This is a genomic window from Streptomyces solicavernae (genome assembly GCF_029968095.1).
Taxonomy (GTDB): domain Bacteria; phylum Actinomycetota; class Actinomycetes; order Streptomycetales; family Streptomycetaceae; genus Streptomyces; species Streptomyces solicavernae.
Window position 1 is genome coordinate 24,109 of the sequence record NZ_JASCIR010000027.1, and the last position, 22,125, is coordinate 46,233.

At 73.3% G+C, this 22,125-nt stretch carries 11 protein-coding genes; 6 read left to right on the top strand and 5 right to left on the bottom strand.

The window, feature by feature from the left end:
• Positions 1-67: 67 nt before the first annotated feature.
• Complete coding sequence (locus QIS99_RS24880) at positions 68-1,723, bottom strand: serine/threonine-protein kinase (RefSeq protein ID WP_282515869.1); 1,656 nt, start codon at positions 1,721-1,723, stop codon at positions 68-70.
• Positions 1,724-2,312: 589 nt separating this feature from the next.
• On the opposite strand from QIS99_RS24880, the gene QIS99_RS24885 reads away from it, so the two are divergent.
• From QIS99_RS24885 to QIS99_RS24910, 6 genes are all read left to right on the top strand, one after another.
• Entirely contained in the window at positions 2,313-5,942 is a 3,630-nt protein-coding gene (locus QIS99_RS24885) for an FHA domain-containing protein (RefSeq protein WP_282515870.1), read from the top strand.
• A 342-nt stretch (positions 5,943-6,284) separates the two neighbouring features.
• On the top strand, positions 6,285-7,604 hold the full coding sequence (locus QIS99_RS24890; RefSeq protein WP_282515871.1) for an ABC transporter substrate-binding protein: 1,320 nt from the start codon (positions 6,285-6,287) through the stop codon (positions 7,602-7,604).
• 115 nt (positions 7,605-7,719) lie between these two features.
• Positions 7,720-9,030 (top strand): carbohydrate ABC transporter permease, encoded by a 1,311-nt coding sequence (locus QIS99_RS24895; protein ID WP_282515907.1) that lies wholly within the window; start codon positions 7,720-7,722, stop codon positions 9,028-9,030.
• Positions 9,027-9,956 (top strand): carbohydrate ABC transporter permease, encoded by a 930-nt coding sequence (locus tag QIS99_RS24900; RefSeq protein WP_408909624.1) that lies wholly within the window; start codon positions 9,027-9,029, stop codon positions 9,954-9,956. Before QIS99_RS24895 ends, QIS99_RS24900 begins: the two co-directional genes overlap by 4 nt.
• 170 nt (positions 9,957-10,126) lie before the next feature.
• Entirely contained in the window at positions 10,127-12,382 is a 2,256-nt protein-coding gene (locus QIS99_RS24905) for a bifunctional glycosyltransferase/CDP-glycerol:glycerophosphate glycerophosphotransferase (RefSeq protein ID WP_282515872.1), read from the top strand.
• Positions 12,383-12,547: 165 nt separating this feature from the next.
• Positions 12,548-13,399, top strand: coding sequence for a class I SAM-dependent methyltransferase (locus tag QIS99_RS24910; RefSeq protein ID WP_282515873.1), 852 nt, complete (start codon positions 12,548-12,550; stop codon positions 13,397-13,399).
• A gap of 156 nt (positions 13,400-13,555) precedes the next feature.
• On the opposite strand, the gene QIS99_RS24915 is transcribed toward QIS99_RS24910, so the two are convergent.
• The 4 genes from QIS99_RS24915 to QIS99_RS24930 form a co-directional block, all read right to left on the bottom strand.
• Positions 13,556-14,716 (bottom strand): glycosyltransferase, encoded by a 1,161-nt coding sequence (locus tag QIS99_RS24915; protein WP_282515874.1) that lies wholly within the window; start codon positions 14,714-14,716, stop codon positions 13,556-13,558.
• A complete protein-coding gene (locus QIS99_RS24920) occupies positions 14,713-17,520 on the bottom strand; it encodes a bifunctional glycosyltransferase/CDP-glycerol:glycerophosphate glycerophosphotransferase (RefSeq protein WP_282515875.1) in 2,808 nt (935 codons plus the stop codon). Before QIS99_RS24920 ends, QIS99_RS24915 begins: the two co-directional genes overlap by 4 nt.
• Positions 17,517-21,014 (bottom strand): bifunctional glycosyltransferase/CDP-glycerol:glycerophosphate glycerophosphotransferase, encoded by a 3,498-nt coding sequence (locus QIS99_RS24925; RefSeq protein ID WP_282515876.1) that lies wholly within the window; start codon positions 21,012-21,014, stop codon positions 17,517-17,519. Before QIS99_RS24925 ends, QIS99_RS24920 begins: the two co-directional genes overlap by 4 nt.
• Before the next feature lie 261 nt (positions 21,015-21,275).
• Positions 21,276-22,091 (bottom strand): TylF/MycF/NovP-related O-methyltransferase, encoded by an 816-nt coding sequence (locus tag QIS99_RS24930; RefSeq protein WP_282515877.1) that lies wholly within the window; start codon positions 22,089-22,091, stop codon positions 21,276-21,278.
• Positions 22,092-22,125: the final 34 nt, after the last annotated feature.

Sequence of the window (22,125 nt, forward strand, 5' to 3'; positions counted from 1 at the left end):
GGCCGTTCACGGTTCCGTCGTTCTCTCTGTGGTGCCGTTCGTTCTCTCTGGGGTGCCGTTGGTACGGCTACTGCGTGCCGCCCGAGCCTCCGCCCGCGCTGCCCGAGTCGCCGCCGAGGTCGCCGATCCAGCCGGTGACCGTGGTGAACCAGTCGGAAAGCTGATCCCAGTAGTTCTTGCCGGTGCCGATCCACTCCTGGAGCGGGGTCAGCTCCCAGATCAGCCAGCCCGCCACGAAGAGGATGACGAGCGTGAACAGGCACCCCTTGAGGCAGCCGAGGCCCGGGATGCGCATCGGGTTGGCGCTGCGGCGGCGCGGTTCGCGCGGCGGGCGGGGCTGCTGGGGCGGCGGCTGCTGCGGCGGCGCGTACCGCTGCGGCGGCTGCTGGGGCTGCGGCGCGGGCGCGTACCGCTGCGGCTGGTGCTGCTGCGGGGCCTGCTGCTGCGGGTAGCCGTACCCGGCCGGGGCCTGCTGGGGCGGGGGCTGGACCTGGCGCTGCGGACGGCGCCGGCGCAGCGGGTCCTGGCTCGGGTCGAGGTACTGCTGGACCTGCGTCTGCTCGTTGCGGTCACGCGCCGCGCGGAGCTGGTTCTCCCAGGGGTGCGGGCCCTCCGGCTCCGGCGGTCCCGGCGGCACCGGGGGCAGCATCGCCGTCGGGTCGGCGTCGCCCTGGCCGGCCGGTCCCGCGGGCCCGGTGTGCTGCATGACGCTGGTCGCGGCGTTGGGGTCGGCGTCGCCGTACGGGCCGGCGTTGTTCGGCAGCATCTGGGTGGGGTCGGCGGCGCCGGGGGTCTCGGGGACCGAGGCGGGCGCCGGGTCGGGGGCGAGCAGGGCGCCCACGCCCTCGGCGGCGGCGATCTGCGCGGAGTTCGCGTGCACGCCGATGCCCTCGGAGACGGTGCGCAGGCCGCGCGCCAGGTTCTCGGCGCTGGGCCGTTCGTCGGGGTTCTTGCGCAGGCAGCGCTCGATGACGGTCCACAGCGGCTCGGGAATGGTGCTGGGGCGGCGCGGCTCCTCGCTGAGGTGCCGGTGCAGCACTTCGAGGGCGGTGCCGCCGGCGAACGGCGGGCGTCCGGTGACGAGTTCGTAGAGCAGGATGCCCGCGCCGTAGATGTCCACGGCGGAGGTCTGCGGGCGGCCCTCGGCGGACTCGGGCGCCACGTACGCGGGCGTGCCGACGAATTCGTGGGTGCGGGTCAGGCCCGGGGAGTCGGCGAGGCGGGCGATGCCGAAGTCGGTCAGCATCGGGCGCATGCCGCCGTCGTCCTCCTTGAGGAGCACGTTGGCCGGCTTGAGGTCGCGGTGCACTACGCCGTCGGCGTGGCTCGCGGCGAGCGCGTCGGCGATCTGCGCGGTCAGGAGGGCGGCCGCGACCGGGGTCATCGGGCCGTTCTCCCGGATGTACCGGTGCAGGTCGGGGCCGTCGACGAGGTCCATGACCAGGGCGAGGAGATCGCCCTCGACGACCAGGTCGCGGGTGCGGACGATGTTCTCGTGGGTCAGGCGGAGCAGCACGGAGCGTTCGCGCAGGAAGCGCATCACGACGTCCGCGTCGTTCGCCAGCTCCTCCTTGAGGACCTTGATCGCGACGGTCTCGCCGGGCTGCCCGGCCACTGCGGCCTCGGCGCCCGCCGTCTCCCGCTGGCGGGCTCGCCAGACGGTGCCCGTGGCGCCGCGTCCGAGCGGCTCCTCAAGCAGGTACTTGCTGCCTACCGGCCGCACGTCATGCGCTCCCTGTCGATCTGGTCCTGCTGGTCTGGTGTCTGGTGTCTGGGGGTTGGTGTTTGGTGTCTGCTGTTTGGTGACTTGCTGTCCGGCTGTCTGGTGTCCGGCGGTCTTGCTGTCCGGCTGTCTTGTGTCCAGCTGTCTTGTGTCCAGCTGTCTTGTGTCCGGTGCCGATCACCGGAACGTCGTGGGCTTCCGCACGGGCCCCGACAAGTGTTCCGATCCACTGTAGTGCGGCCCGCCTGGCGCCGGTCTGGCGTTGTCTGCCCCGGCCCCACCCTCGTACACCTCCCTGTGAGTCCCGCGTACAAGCGGAACAGCGGCTGGAGGGGAAGACGTGCGACCGCGGGCGTTGGTTGCCACGGACGTCCCGGACTGGACGTCCGCAACGATCTCATCCGGCCTGCGCAGGCACTTTTGCGAGCAGACCCAGCCAATCAAGATCACTTGGTGGTGGGTGGCGGGCGTGTTGTCAGTGCCAGGTGCGAGGATGCACAGCAGCACGGAGCCATGCCGTGTTCGGTGGGGGGAGTCACATGGGCCGTCCTCCTGCCGGGCACCCGCGCAGAAGGGACCGCTGACGGCGATGCAGATCCGGCTGTCTGTCCTCGGGCCGCCCGGCGGCCGGACCCCGCAGTCCGGCCAGGGCGCGCCGCCCCGTGCCTGTGACGTGCTGGTCACGGCGCCCACCGGCACCGCGCTCGCCGCCGTGGCCTCGGGCCTGGCGGCGGCCGCAGGGATCCCGGACGGCCCGGCGGTGGTGTACGCGGGCACGGACCGCCTGGACGCCGCCACCGCGACGCTCGGCGAGCCCCCCTTGGTCGACGGCGCCGTGCTCTCCCTGCAGGGCCCGGCCGAGGCCGCCCCGTCCCTCGCGGGATCCACGGCCCGGCTGCATGTGGTCGCCGGCCCGGACGCGGGCGGCGTGCACCTGCTGCACGGCGGCCGGATCAGCATCGGCCGCGCCGCCGACGCGGACGTGCCGCTGGACGACCCGGACGTCTCCCGGCTGCACTGCGCGGTCACCGTCGGTGAGGACGGCCGCGTCTCCGTCGCCGACCTGGACTCGACCAACGGCACGTCGGTCGACGGCCGCCCGGTGACCGACCGGCCGGTGCGGCTCTCGCCGGGGGCGCTGCTGCGGATCGGCGAGTCCACGCTGCGGCTCGGCGCCGCGCGGGACGAGGCGCCGCTTGCCGCCTTCGCGGACGGCGAGGGCCAGCTGCGGGTCGGCCCGGAGCCGGAACCGCCCACCGCGCGCGGCGCCCACGGCGGGCAGCCGCCTCTCGGGGCGACGGTCCGGGGGTACGGAGCGGCGGCCTCCCTCGCCGCCCGCACCGACGTCCCCAACCTTTCCGGGCTGCCCGACTCGGCCCGTTCGTACGGCGCGGGCGAGGACACCACGTACGCGCGCGGGGACACCACGTACGCGCGCGGGTTCTCCGCCGAGGGTTCGCTGGACCGGGCGGACGGGTTCAACTCCGGGGACGATGCGGGCGGTTCGGCAGGAGGACCGGCTCGCGGTTCGGCAGGAGGACCGGCTGACGGTTCGGCTCGCGCTTCGGCGGGCGCGCAGGTTCCCGCGGAGTCGTACGCGACAGCGCCCGGCGCGCCCGGCTCCGAAGGCGACGACGCCTACGAGCGGGGCCGGGCCGGGACGCCCCCGCGGGGCACGACCGTGCCGCGGCAGGTGCGCAGGCGCGGCGGGATCGGCGCGTGGGCGCGCCGCATCACCGGCGGCCGGACCGAGCGCGAGGAGGCGGGGGGCGTGCCGGAGGCGGCGCTCGCGCCCGTGGACCCGGCCGTCCCGGAGGCCTGGCCGGACCCGTCCGCGCTGCTGCTGACCGCGCTCGGACCCGGGCCCCGGCTGTGGGAGCGCGGACCGTCGCACCCCGAGGCGCTGGCCGTGCGGCTCGGCACGGCGGACCGCACGGCGCCCGACGGCGGACTGCTGCCGGCCGTGCCCGTGACGGTCGGGCTGCGCGAGGCGGGAGCGCTCGGCCTCGCCGGGCCCGGGCCGCGCCTGGCCGGGCTCGCCCGCGCGGCGCTCGCCCAGCTCGCCGCGCTGCACTCCCCCACCGACCTGGAGATCGTGCTGGTCAGCACGGACCGGGGGCGCAGCGTCGAGGAGCGCACCGCGCAGTGGTCCTGGCTCGGCTGGCTGCCGCACCTGCGCCCCGGCCACGGGCAGGACTGCCGACTGCTGCTGGCGTACGACCGCGAGCAGGCCGCAGCCCGGACCGGCGAGCTGCTGCGCCGCCTGGACGAACACCTTCAGGAGACCTCCAGGTCGGAGAGCTCCAGGCCAGAGAGCTCCAGGCCGGAGGCCTCAAGGCCAGAGAGCTCCAGGCCGGAGAGCTCCAGGCCGGAGGCGGCGCCCCCGGAGGAGTCCATAGCCCCGGCCACCGCAGCCCCCGCCACGGCCACGTCGGCAGCCCCCACCACAGCCGCGCCGACAGCCCCGGCCGCCCCGGCAGCCCCGGTCGGCCAGGCCGCCGCCCCCGCCGCGGACGGCGGACCGTCGAGCATCCCCGGCCCCGCCTCCGCGGCCGGTCAACCGGCTTCGCAGCGGACCGGGTTCAGCGGGCCGCTCACCGTGCTCGTCGTCGACGGCGACCCGGGCTCGGCCGGGCTGCGGGAGGCGACGGTGCGGCTGACCGCCGAGGGTCCCGCGGCCGGTATCCATGTGCTGTGCCTCGCGGAGGCGCCCGCCGCCTCGCCCGCGTCCCCGATGACGGCGACGTACGAGGCGGCCTGCGCCGCGTCGCCCGCGTTCCGCGCGTGTGGCGCCGTGGCGTTGCTGAGCGGTGACGTGGCGACGGCGCTGCGGCTGCTGCGTACGTCGCAGGGGCGCCCCGTCGGCCACGGCACCGTCGCCTCGGTGGACGCCGTGTCCGCCGCGTGGGCCGAGCGGTTCGCCCGCGCCCTGGCCCCGCTGCGCCCCGCGGACGCGGGCGGCGAGCGGCACGCGCGCGTGGCCGCGCCCCTGCCCCAGGCGGCGCGCCTGCTGGACGAGTTGGGGCTCGCCCGCGCCACCCCGGCGTCCCTGCTGGCACGGTGGGCGGCGGCAACGGACGACCCCGAGGCGCTGGGCGGCCGCGCGCAGGCGGTGCTCGGCGCGGGCCCGCGCGGCCCGCTCTCCGCCGACCTCGCGGCGCACGGCCCGCACCTCCTGGCGGAGGGCCCGGCGGGCAGCGGGAGAACGGAACTGCTGCGGTCCATGGCCGCCGCGCTGGCCTCCGCGGAGCGGCCGGAGCGGCTGCGGCTCGTCCTGGTGGACGGCGCGGGCGGCGAGCGCGGGGACGGGCTGCGGGTCTGCACGGACCTGCCGCACGTGACGGCGCATCTGGCCGCCAACGAACCCGTACGGATGCGGGAGTTCGCGCAGGCCCTGACGGCGGAGCTGAAGCGGCGGGCGGAGCTGCTCGGCCGGATCGACTTCACGGAGTGGCACGCCAAGCAGGTGGTGGCGCAGCGGCTGGTCCCGCAGCGCAGCCGGTCCGCGAGCAGGTCCGCGAGCGGGTCCGCCCGCGTCGTTCCCGGAGGCGCGGGGGACCTCTCCGGTGCCGGGGATCTGGACAGTCCGCCCAGTACGACGCTCAAGTTGCGGCCGCCGCAAGGGCGTTCGGCCTCCGGGGCGGGGCGCGCGGCGGGCGGTGCGGGCCGCGGCGCCGGGCAGCCGTCAGCCGTGGCGCAGCCGCAGCCGGAGTCTCCGCTGCCGCGCCTGGTGGTGGTCGTGGACGACCTGGACGCGCTGGTCGCCCCGGCGCTCGGCGCGCCCGGCCGGCCGTCGGCGGGTTCGGTGGTCCGCGCGCTTGAGGCCGTCGCGCGAGAGGGGGACCGGCTCGGGGTGCACCTGGTGGCGGCGTCCGGCCGACCGGAGCGTACGGCTCAGACGGAGCTCGCCCGCCGGGCCACCCTGCGGATCGCGCTCGACGCCCCCTCGGCGGCCCCGGAGGACCCGGCGCCCGGACGGGGCTGGCTGCACACGGCGGACGGCACGGAGACACCGTTCCAGGCGGGGCGAGTCACGGGGCGCATCCCGCGTACGTCCACGCTCCGGCCCACGGCGGTCCCCCTGGAGTGGCACCGCATGGGCGATCCGCCGGAGCGGCGTCCGGTACGGGAGCTGGGCAACGGCCCGACGGACCTGGCCCTGCTCGCCAGCGCGCTGGAGCGGGCGGCATCGTCGTCCACGTCGGCCCCGGCGGGGTAGGCCCCACCGGGCCCCGCCCACCCCTCCGACCGGCCCCACGAGCACGCGCGCCCGCAGTCCCAACCCCCCGCGCCCTCAAATCACGAGCCCATCACGATCCCCCCTCCCCCCTCGCAGGCGCTATTGCCCGCCCTCACACGCCGGGCGTAGACCTGTGCGCACGGGACGCCGCTCGGACGGGACGGGGCAGTGATGCGTACAACTCTGCGTACACGCAAGGCTGTTGGGGCCGGGAGAGCCACCGCCAGGGGAGTCACCACCGGCAGAGCCACCACCGGAAGAGCCACAGCAGGAAGAGCCACAGCAGGAAGAGCAGCCGTAGCGCTGCTCGCGCTCGGGGCGATGGTGCTCAGCGGATGCGGCAGCGGCAGCAGCGGTGAGAAGAGCGGCGGGGAGAAGGGGCAGGCCCCCGCCGAGCGGACCGTGCAGCTGCCCGAGCTGGACGGGCAGAAGGTGTCCGTCGCCGCCGTGTGGGGCGGGGCCGAGCGCGAGGTGTTCCTGCGGGTCCTCGACGAGTTCGAGAAGCGGACCGGCGCCGAGGTGTCCTTCGTACCGGCGCAGGACCCGATCATCGGCTTCCTTGAGTCGAAGGTCGCGGGCGGGGAGCCGCCGGACGTGGCGATGCTGCCGCAGGTCGGGGCGATCGAGCAGGCCGTGGCCAACAAGTGGGCCAAGCCGGTCGGGCCGAAGGCGCAGCAGCAGCTGAAGAAGAACTACGCCGAGGGCTGGCGGGAGCTCGGGGCGGTCGACGGCAAGCAGTACGGGGTGTACTTCAAGGCCGCCAACAAGTCGCTGATCTGGTACAACACCGCCGTCATGAAGAACGCGGGCGCGCAGGAGCCCCAGACCTGGGACGAGTTCCTGCAGACGGCGCAGGCGATCTACGACTCGGGCATCGCCCCGGTGTCCGTCGGCGGCGCCGAGGCCTGGACGCTCACCGACTGGTTCGAGAACGTCTATCTGTCCCAGGCGGGGCCCGAGAAGTACGACCAGCTCGCCCGGCACGAGATCAAGTGGACCGACCCGTCCGTGAAGAAAGCGCTCAGCACGCTCGGCGAGCTGTTCGGCAGGGAGGAGCTCCTCGCGGGCGGTACGCGGGGCGCGCTCGGCACCGAGTTCCCCGAGTCGGTCAAGCAGACCTTCGTCGGCGGGGACCAGCCGAAGGCGGGCATGGTCTTCGAGGGTGACATGGTCTCGCTCGCGATCGCGGAGACGGACGCGAAGATCGGCACGGACGCGAAGGTCTTCCCGTTCCCGGCGGTCGACGGCGAGTCCCCGGCCGTGGTCGGCGGTGACGCGGCCGTCGCCCTGAAGGACACCAAGGGCGCACAGGCCCTGCTCACCTACCTCGCCTCGCCGGACGCGGCGGCGATCTGGGCGAAGGCGGGCGGCTTCGTCTCGCCGAACAAGAACCTGGACTTCGCGGCGTACCCGAACGACGTGCAGCGCGACATCGCCAAGGCCCTGATCGCGGCGGGCGACGACATCCGCTTCGACATGTCCGACCAGGCCCCGCAGGCCTTCGGCGGCACGCCCGGCAAGGGCGAGTGGAAGGTGCTGCAGGACTTCCTGAAGAACCCGAAGGACGTCGAGGGCGCGCAGGCGGCACTGGAGGCCGCGGCAGCCAAGGCGTACAAGTCGCGCAAGTCACACAAGGACTGACACCGTGGCCTCGGAAGGAACACCGGCCACACCGCGTACGAGCACCACGAGCACCACAAGCCCGACAAGTCCCCCTAACCCCACCAGCCCCACCAGCCCCACCAGACCCACCAGCATCCGCGGGCGCGGGCGCAGGCGCCTCGCAGCCGTGGCATTCCTGCTGCCCGCGCTCGTGCTGCTCGGGGCGCTCGTGGTGTACCCGATCGGGTACTCGCTCCAGCGCAGCTTCTTCGACAAGTCCGGCGAGTTCACCGGGTTCGGCAACTACGTCACGCTGTTCACGGACGACACGATCCTCACGGCGATCCGGAACAACGCGATCTGGGTGGTGCTCGCGCCAACCGTCGCGACCGCGCTCGGCCTGATCTTCGCGGTGCTCACCGAGCGGATTCGCTGGGGCACGGCGTTCAAGCTGCTCGTGTTCATGCCGATGGCGATCTCGATGCTCGCCGCGGGCATCATCTTCCGCCTGGTGTACGAACAGGACCCGGACCGGGGCGCGTTGAACGCCGTATGGGTGGGCGTGCACGACACGTTCGCGGAGTCCTCGGCGTTTCCGAAGGCGCACCCGGGCCGGGAGTCGCCGCTGAAGCCGTCCGGCGACGGCGGTTTCGTCACGCGTACGACCGTCAAGGCCGGGGAACCGGTCGCGTTGCCGCTGCTCGGCGTACCCAAGAAGCGGATGCCGGACGACGCGGCACCGGCGCGGGCCGCCGCGGCCGAGCCCGGCAAGGTGACCGGCACGGCCTGGCAGGACTTCACGCTCGGCAAGGGCGTGGGCGAGCGCAACGCCCCGGACGCCTCCGAGTCCGGCTATCCGGGCATCACCGTCGAGGCGGTCAGGGGCGGCGAGGTGGTGGACCGCACGACGGCCGCCGCCGACGGGACGTTCACGCTGTCCGGCGCGGCCGACGGGGCGAGGCTCCGGCTCCCCGCAAGCAACTTCAAGGAGCCGTACAACGGCGTGGACTGGCTGGGTCCGGACAAGGTGCTGCCGTTCCTCGGGGTCAACTTCGTGACCCTGTCGGTGATTCTCGCGTACGTCTGGATGTGGGCGGGTTTCGCGATGGTGCTGATCGCCGCCGGGCTCGCGGGCATTCCGCGGGATCTGCTCGAAGCTGCGCGGGTGGACGGGGCGAACGAGTGGCAGGTGTTCCGGCGGGTGACGGTGCCGCTGCTCGCGCCGGTGCTCGCGGTGGTCCTGGTGACGCTGATGATCAACGTCCTGAAGATCTTCGACCTGGTCTTCATCATCGCGCCGGGCGACGTCCGCGACGACGCGAACGTGCTCGCGCTGCAGCTGTACAACTCCTTCGTGGACCGCGACTCCGGCGTCGCCAGCGCCATCGCGGTGCTGCTGTTCCTGCTGGTCGTCCCGATGATGGCGTTCAACGTACGACGCCTGCGCAGAGAGGTGCGGCGATGAGCGCCCCCGACACCACCACGAAGCCCGCCGCCCGGATCGACGCCACCACGAAGACCGCCGCCCGGACCGCCGGGGCCACGAAGGCCGCCGCCCGGATCGCCGGGGCCCTCAGCGGCGGCCTGATGCAGGTGTTCCTGCTGGTCGTGGGCCTGCTGTGGCTGGTGCCGACGATCGGGCTCGCGCTGTCCTCGCTGCGCGAGCCCGCCGACATCAGCGCGGGCGGCTGGTGGGAGGTGTTCACGGTTCCCTCCCAGATCACCTTCGAGAACTACGCACACCTCCTGCAGGACGAGACGATCACCGGCTCGCTGCTCTCCACGGTGGCGATCACCGTCCCGTCGGCCCTGCTCGTCGTCGTGCTCGGCTCGCTCGCCGGGTACGCCTTCGCCTGGCTGGAGTTCCCGGGGCGCGACTGGTGGTTCCTCGGGGTCGTGGGACTGCTCGTCGTCCCCGTGCAGGTGGCGCTGCTTCCGGTGTCCCGGCTCTTCGGCACCATCGGGATCTTCGAGACGACGCTCGGCGTGGTCCTCTTCCATGTGGCGTTCGGCCTGCCGTTCGCGATCTTCCTGCTGCGGAACTTCTTCGCGGAGATCCCCCGGGAGCTTCTGGAGGCGGCCCGGCTCGACGGCGCGGGTGAACTCCGGCTGTTCTTCCGGGTGGTGATGCCGCTCGGCGGGCCCGCGATCGCCTCGCTCGGCATCTTCCAGTTCCTGTGGGTGTGGAACGACATGCTGGTCGCGCTGATCTTCGCCGACTCCAAGAACCCGCCGATCACGGTCGCGCTCCAGCAGCAGGTGCGGCACTTCGGCGACAACGTCTCGATCCTCGCGCCGGGCGCGTTCCTCTCGATGGTGATCCCGCTCGCCGTGTTCTTCGCCTTCCAGCGGCAGTTCGTCTCCGGGGTGATGGCGGGGGCGGTGAAGTGACGGACGCGTCAACTCGGCACATTCGTACGTGAGTTGACCCCATACCTCATGAGGGCGGTCTCCGGCGGGAACCCGCGGGCCGCCCTCACTCCTTTGGCACATTCGGCGTAACCGGAACCCTCGTTCGGGGGTTGGCGGGCAGTATGCCCGCGCCGACCCATGGATGTGCAGTGCCCCGGTTCAGTGTCATCGTCCCCGCATACAAGGTGCAGGCCTACCTGCGCGAGGCGCTCCACTCCGTACTGAGACAGTCCTTCGCGGACCTGGAGCTGATCGCGGTCGACGACTGTTCACCGGACGGGTCGGGCGAGCTCATCGACGAACTCGCGGCGGCGGACCCGCGCGTACGCCCCGTACACCTGCCGGAGAACGTGGGCCTCGGGCGCGCCCGGAACGCCGGCATCGAGCACGCCACCGGCGACTACCTGATCTTCCTGGACGGCGACGACACCCTCACCCCCGGCGCCCTTCAGGCCACCGCCGACCGCCTCAAGGAGACCGGCTCCCCCGACGTCCTGGTCTACGACTACGCCCGCACCTACTGGACCGGCCGCGAAGTGCGGAACATGCAGGCCGCGCAGCTCGCCGAGGACGGCCCGGCGCCGTTCCGGCTCGCCGGCCGGCCGGGCCTGCTGAAGCTGCTCATGGTGGTGTGGAACAAGGCCTACAGCCGGGAGTTCATCGAGCGGCAGGGCTTCCGGTTCCCTCCCGGTTACTACGAGGACACTCCCTGGACCTATCCAGTCCTGATGGCAGCGGAAACGATCGCCACCCTGGACCGGGTGTGCGTGCACTACCGGCAGCGCCGCCAGGGCAACATCCTCGGCACGACCAGCCGGAAGCACTTCGACATCTTCGACCAGTACGACCGGGTCTTCGCGCACCTCGACGCCCGGCCGGAGTTCGCCGAGTGGCGGCCCGTCGTGTTCCGGCGGATGGTCGACCACTACCTGACGGTCTTCGCCCGGCCCGACCGGCTGCCCCGCCGCAGCCGGCCCGCGTTCCTGCGCCGGGCCCGCGCCCAGTACCGCCGCCACCGCGTGCCGGGGCTGCGCCTCGACCCGCGCACCCGCGTGCGGCACTGCCTGGTCCGCTTCGCCGCCCACCGCACGTACCGCACGCTGCGCCTCGCCAAGGCCGCGCGGCTCCGGCTCGGCGCCGCCGCCGGGGCGGTCCGCCGGGGCGCCCGCGCGGCGCTGCTGCGGCTGCACTACCGGGTCCAGCTGTGCCTGCCGGTACGGGACGACCGCGCGGTGTTCGCCGCGTACCGGGGACACGGGCACGGCGGCAACCCGGGCGCCGTCGAGGAGAAGGTCCGCGAGCTCGCCCCGCACCTGCGCACCGCGTGGCTCGCCGGCCCCGCCCACCACCACACCGTTCCGACGGCCACCCGGAGGATCACGCCCGGCAGCGCGGCGTACTGGACGGCCCTGGCCCGCTCCAAGTACCTGGTGCACGACTCCGGCTTCGGCCACCGGCTGGTGAAACGGCGCGGCCAGGTCCGCGTACAGACCCAGCGCGGCACCCCGCTGGCGCTGACCGGCCTCGACCTGCAGGACCGCCCGGCCGCCGCCCGCACCACGGACTTCGGGGCGCTGCTCGACGACGTCGACACCTGGGACTACGTCCTGTCCGGGAACCGCCACTCCACCCTGGTCTGGGAGCGCGTCCACCCCGGCTCGTACACCACGCTCGAATACGGCCGGCCGGCCAACGACCGCCTGCTCCAGGCCGGTTCACGGGAGGTCGCCCGGCTCCGGGACGGCCTCGGCATCCCGCCGGGCAACGTCGCGATCCTGTACGCGCCCACCTCCCGGGACCACCGACGCGCCCCGCACCGGCCCCTCGACCTGGACCGAGTGCTGCGCGTGCTCGGCCCCCGCTTCACCGTCCTGACCCGCGCCCACCCGGTGTACGACCAGCCCCTGAGCTCCGGGGAGCATGCGCGGCTCGTCGACGTCTCGGACCACCCGAGCGTCGAGTCGCTGTGCCTGGCAAGCGACGCACTGCTCACCGACTACTCCTCGCTGATGTGCGACTACGCCAACCTGGACCGCCCGATCGTCCTGTACGCCGACGACCTCGACGTCTACGAAGCCACCCGCGGCACCTACCTCGACCTGCGGTCCTGCGCGCCGGGTGCGGTGGCGCAGGACGAGGACGAGCTGATCGACATCTTCGCCACCGGCCACTGGCGCGGCTCGCGCTCCGCGCAGTTGCGGGCCGCGTTCCGTGCGCGGTTCTGCGGCCTGGACGACGGGCGGGCCGCGGAGCGCGTGGTCCGCCATGTGTTCCTCGGCCAGAGCACGGGGCTGCCGCCCATGGTGCCGCTCGCGGACCGCCGCCCGGCGCCCGTACCGCCGCCCGGGGAGCACCTGCCCGAGCAGTCGCAGGGCCCGTCCCTGCTGCCCACATACGACAACTGAACAGACAACTGCACGGACAACTGCACAGCGGACTGCACGAACAACCCCACATACAACTCAAAAACAGCTCACGAACAGCGAGGCCCGGCCAGCCGGGCCACCGGACCGTCACCCCCCACACGCACCACGACTGCCCATCGCACGCACCTGACAACAGGAGCACCCATGAGCACCACGTCCGCCCCCGAGGCACTGCCCCGCCCCACGCGGCTCTCCGATGTGAAGGGCTGGTTCTTCCCCGCCGACCAGATGCTCTTCGACTGGTTCCTCGGCCGGCAGCGCGACCGCGACCAGCTCGGCGACCTCCTCGAACTCGGCGCCTACCTCGGCAAGAGCGCCATCTTCATGGGCTCCTACCTGCAAGGCGCCGAGACCTTCACGGTCTGCGACCTCTTCGACTCGCCCGCGCCCGACGACCCCAACTCCAAGGAGATGAACCGCTCCTACTCGACGCTGACCCGCCGCGCCTTCGAGGCCAACTACCGGTCGTTCCACGAGGAGCTGCCGGAGATCATCCAGGCCCCGTCCTCGGTCGTCGCCGACGAGGTCACGGCGGACAGCTGCCGCTTCGCGCACATCGACGCCTCGCATCTGTACGAGCACGTCCACGGCGACATCCTCGCCGTACGCGAACTCCTCGGCCCCGACGGCATCGTGGTCCTCGACGACTTCCGCGCCGAACACTGCCCGGGCGTCGCCGCCGCCACCTGGGGGGCGGTCGCCACGACGGGCCTGAAGCCGCTGTGCATCACGGCCACGAAGTTCTACGGGACGTGGGGGGCGTACGACGAGGTGCACGAGGAGCTGCGGGGGATGCTGCGCGGGCGGGACGATCTGTGGCACGGGGTGGAGGAGGTCGCCGGGTACCCGATGATCCGGATCGACGGCAAGAAGACGAAGGCCCCGGCGCAGCCGGTCTCCCGGTACGAGGCGGAGGCCCCGGCGCCTCCTGCTGAGCCGACGACCCGCACGGGCGGCTTCGCCCGCCTGACCCGCACCCTCAAGGGCCGCCGCTGAGCCCTGCGGGGCGTTCTTTTCCCCTCCCCGCCCCTTCCCGTAACTGGGGCTCCGCCCCAGACCCCGCTCCTCAAACGCCGGAGGGGCTGAATTTGCGGCGCAGCAGCCGAACGACCAGCGCCGCAGGCTTTCGGGAAGGGGCGGGGAGGGGAAGAACTACAGCTCCAGCAACCCGAACAACTCCTCCCAAGCCCGCAGAATCTCCCCCTCCGAGAACCGCTGGACGTTCCGCCGAGCCCGGTCCCCCATCGCGTCCCGCATCCGCGGATTCCCGGTGAGCCGCAGCAACCCCTCCGCCAGCGCGCCACTGTCCCCGGCAGGGGCCAGCACCCCGTCCTCACCGTCCCGGACGATCTCCCGCACCCCCGGCGCACAGTCGAACGCCGCACACGGCACCCCGCTCGCCATCGCCTCCATCAGCGCCAGCGGAAACCCCTCCCCGCGCGAGGACTGCACGAACACCGAGGCCCCGGCGAGCGCCCCCGGCACATCGTCCGTGCGCCCCATCCAGCGCACCGAACCGTCGAGCCCGAGCCCCGTGCACTGCGCCCGCAGGTCCGCCTCCTCGACGCCCGCGCCGTAGATCCGCAGCGTCCACTCGGGCCGCTCGGGGGCGACCAGGGCCCAGGCGTCGAGCAGCATGTCGATGCCCTTCTGGTCGTGCAGGCGGCCGATGGACGCGACCACCTTCTCGGTGCGCGGCGAGGGCGCCCCGGGCAGGTGGGCCAGGGCGTTGGGCATGAAGCCGACGTTGTGCATGCCGTCGGCGATCCAGTCGTCGGCGTCCTCCTGGGTGAGCGTGAGCCAGCGGTCGACGTGCGGATAGTTCTGCTTGATCCAGCGGTAGCGGTGGCAGGCCTTCGTGTACGCGTACGACTCGTGGCTCATGCCGATCACGGTGAGCCCGGTGGTGTCGGCGGCGCGGACCCACTCCATCGGCCAGACCTGCGTGACGATGACGACGCCGCCGGGGCGGGCCGCGCGGAACAGGGCGGACAGCTCGTCCACGGCCCGCTGCTTGTCGGCGGTGCGCGTGGCCTCCCGGCGCCGTTCGGCGGGGCGGAGGCGGCGCAGGCCGGTGCGGCGGCGCGGGGCCGGGGGGTGGGCGGGGTGCAGGGCGGTCATCGGGTAGCCGAGGGGTTCGGGCAGGGTCAGCTTGAGCTCGGCGGGGTGCACGCCGAGGGTGTGCACGCGGTGGCCGTGGGTCTGGAAGAGCCGGGCCATCTGGTGCATCCAGGCGGTGACGCCGCCCAGTTCGTCGGTGCTGTTGGAGAACAGGAAGATGTCCCGCTCCCGGACGTCCACGGCCGTACTCATGTGCGGTTCCTCCTGACGCACCGGGCGAACAGGGCATCGACGACCGCCTGCGCGGACGTGCCGCCGTCGTGGGCCCCGAAGTCGGCGGCGAAGGCCCGCCGCCGCTCGGCGTGCCCGGTGTCGGCGGACTTGAGGTCGGCGAGGGTGCGCAGCAGCGCGTCCTCGGTCTCGACGACCGGGCCCGGCGCCCGCTCCCGCAGGTCGAAGTAGCTGCCCCGCTCGGCGGCGTACGCGTCCAGGTCGGGGGCGAAGAGCACGATCGGGCGGTCCAGGAGTGCGTAGTCGAACATGATCGACGAGTAGTCCGTCACCAGCACGTCGGCCAGGCAGAGGAGTTCGCTGACGTCGTGGTGGTCCGAGACGTCGATCAACGTGCCGGGGGCGCACACCGGAAGCTCCGCCCGCTCCATGTAGTGGGCGCGCACGAGCAGTACGTGACCGTCGCCGAGCTCTTCCGTGAACCTGCGTACGTCGAGGCGGAGTTGATGCCGCCCGTCCCCCGGGGTGCCGCGGAAGGTGGGCGCGTACAGGACGGTCTTCTTGTGGTCCGGGATGCCGAGCCGGGCGGCGAGCTCGGGGCGGGGGAGGCGGCCCTCGGCCTCGTCGCGGGCGCGGGCGGCGACGAGCCGGTCGTTGCGCGGGTAGCCGAGCGGGAGGAGTTTCCGCGGCGGCAGCCGGTAGGCCCGCGCGAGGGTGTGCACATCGTGCTCGGAGCGGACCAGGAAGTGGTCGAAGCGGTCCACGGCACGCTGCAGCTTCGCGCGCTGCGGGGTGTTCTGCATGCGTACGCGCGTCTCGTCGAAGCCCATCCGCTTGTACGCGCTGCCGTGCCAGGTCTGCAGGTACGTGGTGTGGGCGGGCTTGTCGAGCGCGTGCGGGAAGCCCTGGTTGTCGATCCAGAACTCGGCGCGGGCCAGGGCCCACAGGTACCGCCAGGACCAGCGCCGCACCAGCTTCGCGCCGTCCGGGAAGCCGGCGGGTGAGGAGGCGTACGACCAGGTGCAGCGGGTTTTCAGGCCCCGGGCGCGCAGCTCTTCGTAGATCGCGCGGGGGCTGTCGCCGTACGCCTTGCCCATGTGGGCCTCGAAGACGACCGAGCGGCGGCGCACCGGCAGCTTCACAAGGAGCCGGTTGTGGACGCGGACCTTGACGGATCCGGAGTGCAGCCGGTCGCGCTTCTTCTTCAGGGTGTTCAGCAGCTTGCGGGCCTTGCGGGCGGGCCGGAAGTGGGTGACGTACGTCGTCAGGCGGCGCAGGGTGCGCGCGGGGCGGCGGCAGGCCTGCAGTTCGAGGGCGAGGTGGTGGCCGGCGGTGGCGTACGGGAGCCAGGTGTCGGCAAAGAGGCGGCCGGTCGGGCGGGGCCGGGCGGGGAAGCGGCTGCCCTTGCCGACGACCTCGCGCTCGGCGAACACCTCGGCGAGGGCGCTCTCGCCGCCCGCGGTGAGCACGATTCGGGTGTCCCAGATCCGCTCGCTCATCCCGCGTACGGGAAGCAGCGCCGGGTCGACGCGGAGCCGCCAGCCGAGCCGGTCGCCGTGGTGCACGGCGTCGTCGACGGGCAGCCGGAAGATCCGCTTGCCGCCGCGCAGCCGCAGTTCGAGCTCGACGGCGACGTCGGTGACGGCGGGGAGCTTGTCCAGGGGCAGGACGATCTCCCCCGCCAGGTCCAGGCGGCCGGCCTCGCTGACGCAGCGGGTGAGCCGGTTGAAGAGGCGCAGCCCCTTCAACGGCCGGTGCTGGTGGCCGAGTTCGGTGACGTCCGAGGGGTGCGCGGCGCTCCAGTGGACCCGCCCGTCCCGCCCGGCCAGCGGCGAGACCACGGTGCCGGGCCGGGCCAGGGCGTACGCGGCGGCCTGCACGCCGTCCGCGTCCCCGGCGGCGAGCAGCGTCACGCACATCCGCTCCTCGGGCGGCAGGCAGGACCAGTGCTCGGGGGCGATGTGGGCGGTGAGGCGGGCGTGCGCCTGGGCGGCGAGCTCGGCGCGCTCGCCGCGGGGCAGCCTGAGGAAGCTGCGGGCCAGCGGCAGCAGGTGGTCGGCGACGAAGGCCCGGTCGCGGGCGTCCCGCAGTCCGGTGCGGCCGCGGCGGTCCAGCTGCAGGCCGATCCGCGCGGAGGCTTCGAGCAGAGCGCACAGGTCCGTGCCGTGGTCCACGGGGGCGCGGTGGGTGACGATCAGGTTCGGCACGAGGGTGATGCGGCGGGCGGCGAGCGCGGCCCGTACGCCGAAGTGCACCTCGCTGCGGGCCAGGTCCTCGGCGTGCCTGAGGGCGTGCCGGTCCATGGCGTCGCGGCGCAGGCAGAATCCGCTCACCAGGGCGTCCCTGGCGACGAGTTCGGGCGCCTGGGCGAGGTCGGTGACGGTACGGGTGCGGGCGTGCAGGGCGTCCTGCCAGTGCGGGCCCTGCTGCTTGCCGCCGGGTCCTGCGAGGCGGGTCCAGCGTCCTGCGACCAGGTCGGCGTCGGTGCGGCGGGCGGCCTGCAGGAGGTTGCGCAGGGCGTGCTGCTGGAGGCGTTCGCCGGAGTCGAGGAGCAGGACGTGGCGGCCGTGGGCGGCGTCGAGGCCGAGGTTGCGCAGGGCGGCGGCGCCGCGCACCTCCGGCGGGGCGTCGATGACGCGGACCCGGTCGGGGTGGCGGGCGGTGAGGAGGGTGGCGGTGCGGCGTACGTCGGCGTCGGTGCGGTCGCCGACCAGGATCACCTCGACGGAGCGCAGGCTCTGGCCGAGGGCCGACCCTGCGGTCGCGGTCATGGCGTCGGGGTCGTCGCCGAGGGTGACGACGACGCTGAACTCCGGGGTGTTCACGGCCGGCCTCCTTGCTGCTCGGAGTTCAGCACGAAGTCGGCGACGCGGGCGGCGGCCCGGCCGTCGTCGAGGTCGCAGTACGTCTCCCGGAACGCGGCGTACGCGGCGGCGTGTCCGGCGGTGGCGACGAGTGGGTCGGCGAGGGCGGCGAGGAGTTCCTCCTGCCCGGCGATCAGCGGTCCCGGCGCGTTGGCCTCGAAGTCGAAGCAGAAGCCGCGCAGGGTGTCGCGGTAGTGGTCGAGGTCGTGGGTGTGGAAGAGCATCGGGCGGCCGGTCTGCGCGAAGTCGAACATCAGCGAGGAGTAGTCGGTGACCAGAATGTCGCTGATCAGCAGGAGTTCGGCGACGTCCGGGTAGCGGGTGACGTCGCGCACGAAGCGGCTGCCGGGGACCGTGCCGCCGACCAGGTAGTGACGGCGGACCAGGAGGACGTGCCGCTCGCCGAGGGCCCGTTCGGCGGCGGCGAGGTCGAGCTGCAGGTCGAGCCCGTAGCGGCCGCCGTTCCTGGGCTGGTTCTCGCGCCAGGTCGGGGCGTAGAGGACGACTTTCGCGCCGTCGGGGATGCCGAGGCGTTCGCGTACGGCGGCGGCGACCTTGCCGCGGTCGGGGGCGTGCAGCAGGTCGGCGCGCGGATAGCCGTACTCCAGGACCTCGCCCTCGTACCCGAAGGCGCGGCGCAGCAGGGGCGTGGAGGCGCGGTTGGGGCTGACCAGGGCGCTCCACTGGGCGGCGCGGGCGGGCAGGGTGGCGATGTAGGCGGGGTCGGCGGAGACGCTTCCCGCGACGTCCCGGCCGATGCGCTTGAGGGGGGTGCCGTGCCAGGTCTGGACGACGGTCTGGCCGTCGGCGCGCTCGAACCACTGCGGCAGCTGGGTGTTGGTGACGATCGCGCGGCAGCGGGCCAGCGCCTCGTACCACTCGGCGCTCCACAGGACGACGGGCCGGGCGCTGGGCGGTACGACGGCCTGCTGGTCGCGGACCACCCACAGGTGCTCCAACCCGGTGTCCCTGCCCGCGAGTTCCTCGTGCACGGCGCGCGGCGAGTCCGAGTACTGGCGGCCGTCGAAGCTGCTGTAGAGGACGGCCTGGCGGCGAGGTGAGGCGCGCAACTCCTGGTAGCGGGCGCGCAGTTCGGCCTGGCGGGGCGCGCCCCGGTCGGCGGCGGGCAGGGCGCTGCCGGAGGCGAGGAACAGCCGGTCGTGGGCGCGCCGCGCCACGCTGAACTCCCGCCCGCCGAGCTCCCGTACGAGCGGCAGGGCCTGGTGCTGGCCGGGGGCGACGTGCATGGGCAGGGCCTCGCCCTGTCCGCCCGCGGCCCGGAAGTACGGGTGCCAGCGCCCTTCGGCGAGCGGCAGCTCCCCGGCGAGCCCGGCGACGGCGGCGGGCGCGAAGGCGGCGTGGAAGCGCCCGTCGCGCAGGTGGACCGGCAGGGTGATCTCCTCGTCGTGGCCGCTGTGCCGCAGGACCAGGTCGACGGGGCCGGCGGCGAGCGCGGGGAAGCTGCCGCCGACGGTGAGTTCGCCGTCGGCGTCCCAGGTCAGGGTCTCGGCGATGGGGCGTACGGTCTGGTCGCGCAGCTCCAGGTTGCCGCTGGAGTTGGCGGTCAGATACAGCTCGCGGCCGGAGCGCAGCGCGTACCGCCCGGAGGGCAGCGTGTCCCGGGCGCCGACGGGGACCCTGCTGCCGTCGGCCCGCAGCAGATACGCGCCCCAGGGCTCGGCCTCGCGCGGCGCCGCGTCCTGATCGGGGGTGAACGCGGAAAGCGGCACACGCGCGGTGAACGTCCGGCCCTCGGTGTGCAGTTCGACGTCGGCGCCCTCCTTGGAGTGCCAGTTCTCCACCCGCAGCAGCGTCCCGGGCGCCGCCTCCAGAAGGGTGCCCTCGACGAGCACGTCCGCGCCGTCCAGGCGGTGCCCGGTGAGCTGGGCGAGGGTGCGCTCCACCTTCAGCTGGAGGCGGCCGCGGCTGAGCGTCGGCACCACGCGCGCGTGGTCGTCGAGATAGTGCACGGCGGCCGGGGTCGCGCCGCCCGCCATCCGCAGCGGTCCCCGGCGCAGCGCACCGCCGCCGAGCACCGCGGTCTCGGCCTGCCAGACGGCGCTGCGCCGCCCGGTGAGCAGCTTCCGCGGGTCGACGACGGCCTCGAACCCGGCCCAGTCGTAGCGGTGCAGCCCCTGCCGGGAGGCGTAGGTGGCCTCGCGCAGGAAGGTCGTACGGGCCCGCAGCGGCAGCAGGCGCCGTCTGCCGAGCCGCAGCCAGAGGAACTTGACGCGTCCGGCGAGGCGGCCCGCGGGCAGGTTGCGGCGGTAGGCGAAGCCCTTCAGGTGCAGCTTGCCGTCGCGCCACTCGGCCTGCGAGACGCGGGTGACGAGGGGAAGCTCGGATCGTTTCAGCGCGGCCACGTCGCGCGGCAGCGCCCCCTGAAGGACCGGGTAGTCCGCGCGCCGCCGGCGCAGCCCCCGCACCCGGAATGCGCCCGGGTGGCCCTTCTCGTACGCGAGCAGGGCGAGGACCTCGTCGACGCGGCCCTCGGTGACCAGCTGCCACTTGACGCGCAGGTGCAGTGGCAGCGCGGTGAGCACGGAGCGGTCGACGGCGGCCGCGTATCCGCCCGCGTGCCGCAGGAACGCCTCGCGGTACGCCCGGTCGCCTTCGGGCAGGACGTCGAGGAAGTAGCGCAGGTCGGCGACGAGCACGGAGGAGTCGTAACGCCGTTTGCCCTCGGCCCACTTGGTGTGCTCGTCGGAGCCCGGCGCCGCGTCCTTCGCGCGCGCGGCGAGGAACGCGGAGGCGGTCGTGCAGGCGGCGGTGCGCTCCTCGACGGCGCGTGGGGTGGTGCGGCGGTTGGTGATGGAGCCGTCGCGGTCGCGCCAGAGGTAGACGGTGTCGCGCAGGACGTCCACGGCGCCGGCGAGGAAGTGCGCGGGCACGATGACGGGGGTGTCCTCGAACAGCACGCCCTCGGGGAAAGCGAGTCGGTGCCGGTCCCAGAACTCCCTGCGGAACACCTTGTTGCAGGCGATGCGGTCGGCGAGCAGCGACCAGTCGCGGGTGACGTGGACACCCGAACGCGTGGCCCGCATCGGCTTCTTGAACATCCAGGACTGCTCGGCCCTGCCGTTCACCCTGAGCCGGTGCACATTGCCGCTGACGAAGTCGGACCCGGACTCCGCCAGGGCGGCGAGCATCTTCTCGTACGCGTCGACCGGCACCAGGTCGTCGCTGTCCACGAAGGCGAGATGCGTGCCGCGGGCGTGCCGGACCCCGGCGTTGCGGGCGGCGCCGAGGCCGGCGTTCTCCTGCCGGAAGAGCCGGAACCTCGGGTCCCGCGCGGCGTGTTCGCGGGCGATGCGGGCGCTCCCGTCGGTGGAGCCGTCGTCGATCATGACCACTTCGAGGTCGGTCATGGTCTGGCCCGCGAGTGACTGCAGGCAGGCGCCGAGGTAGTCCTCGACGTTGTGGACGGGGACGACGACGCTGAGGCGGGGTGCCATGCGGTGCACACGATCCTTCCGGACGGCAGGGCTACACGGGCTACACGGGCTACACATCAAGACCTTTTAAGGGTCTACGGGTTAACAACAGACGGCTCTTCGCACAGTCACCCCATGACGGCCGTTCGAGTGAAAACAGGCCGATCCCGACCCCACGGCACTCACGCCGTGAGACCGGGACCGTCTCAACTCACCTGCGGGGACTGCCTGTTACGGCCTGCTGTTACGGCCTGCAGTTACGGCCTGCCGCTAGGCCTGCTGTCACGGCTTGACGGCGATCCGCCCCTCGTCCATGCGCAGGAGCAGCAGCCGCGCCCCGGTGTGCTCCAGGAACTCGTCGACGGCCTGGCGGGAGCCCTGCCAGTAGCCGTAGTCGTCGATGAGCAGGACGCCGCCGGGCGACAACCGGTCGTAGAGGTGGTCGAGTTCGTGTTTCGTGGAGGCGTACCAGTCGGTGTCGAGGCGCAGGATGGAGATCTGCTCGGGCGCCTCGTCGGGCACGGTCTCCTCGACCTTGCCGACGACGTAGTGCATCCGCTCCTCGGGGTAAGGGACGCTCTCGAAGCCGGACTTGACGTCGTCGAGGTCGGCGACGGCCCAGATCGGGCGGTCCTTGCCCTGGATGTCCAGGAGTTCCTGCGCGGGCCTGCCGTCGCGCCGCACGTCCAGCTCAGTGGGCGGGGTCATGCCCTCGTACGTGTCGAAGAGGTACAGGTGGCGGTCGGTCGCGCCGAGGGAGAGCAGGGTCTTGGCGCAGGCCTGCATCGAACCGCCGCGCCACACCCCGCACTCCACGATGTCGCCGGGGATGTCGTGGGCGACGACGTGCCGGATGGCGAGGATGAAGGCGTTGAGCTTCTCCGGCGAGGTCATCGTGCGCGGCTTCACCTCGCGGATGATCGCCTTCGCCTCGTCGTCGTAGTCGTCCGGGAGCACCAGGTCCTTGGGCTTCGGCTTCGCCTTGGGGGCGGGGGCCGGGGCTGCCGCGGACGGCTTCGGTGCGGGGGCGGCCGCTCGGGTCAGCTGGTATCCGGTGAGCTGCTTCAGTACGCCGTTCACTGCTTTTCGCCATGCCATGCGGCGGGACGATACGCGCGCGCCGCCGCCGATG

Coding starts and splice junctions, on each gene's coding strand:
- QIS99_RS24885 (WP_282515870.1), top strand. CDS start 2,313: ATGCAGATCCGGCTGTCTGTCCTCGGGCCGCCCGGCGGCCGGACCCCG.
- QIS99_RS24890 (WP_282515871.1), top strand. CDS start 6,285: ATGGTGCTCAGCGGATGCGGCAGCGGCAGCAGCGGTGAGAAGAGCGGC.
- QIS99_RS24900 (WP_408909624.1), top strand. CDS start 9,027: ATGAGCGCCCCCGACACCACCACGAAGCCCGCCGCCCGGATCGACGCC.
- QIS99_RS24910 (WP_282515873.1), top strand. CDS start 12,548: ATGAGCACCACGTCCGCCCCCGAGGCACTGCCCCGCCCCACGCGGCTC.
- QIS99_RS24915 (WP_282515874.1), bottom strand. CDS start 14,716: ATGAGTACGGCCGTGGACGTCCGGGAGCGGGACATCTTCCTGTTCTCC.
- QIS99_RS24925 (WP_282515876.1), bottom strand. CDS start 21,014: ATGGCACCCCGCCTCAGCGTCGTCGTCCCCGTCCACAACGTCGAGGAC.
- QIS99_RS24930 (WP_282515877.1), bottom strand. CDS start 22,091: ATGGCATGGCGAAAAGCAGTGAACGGCGTACTGAAGCAGCTCACCGGA.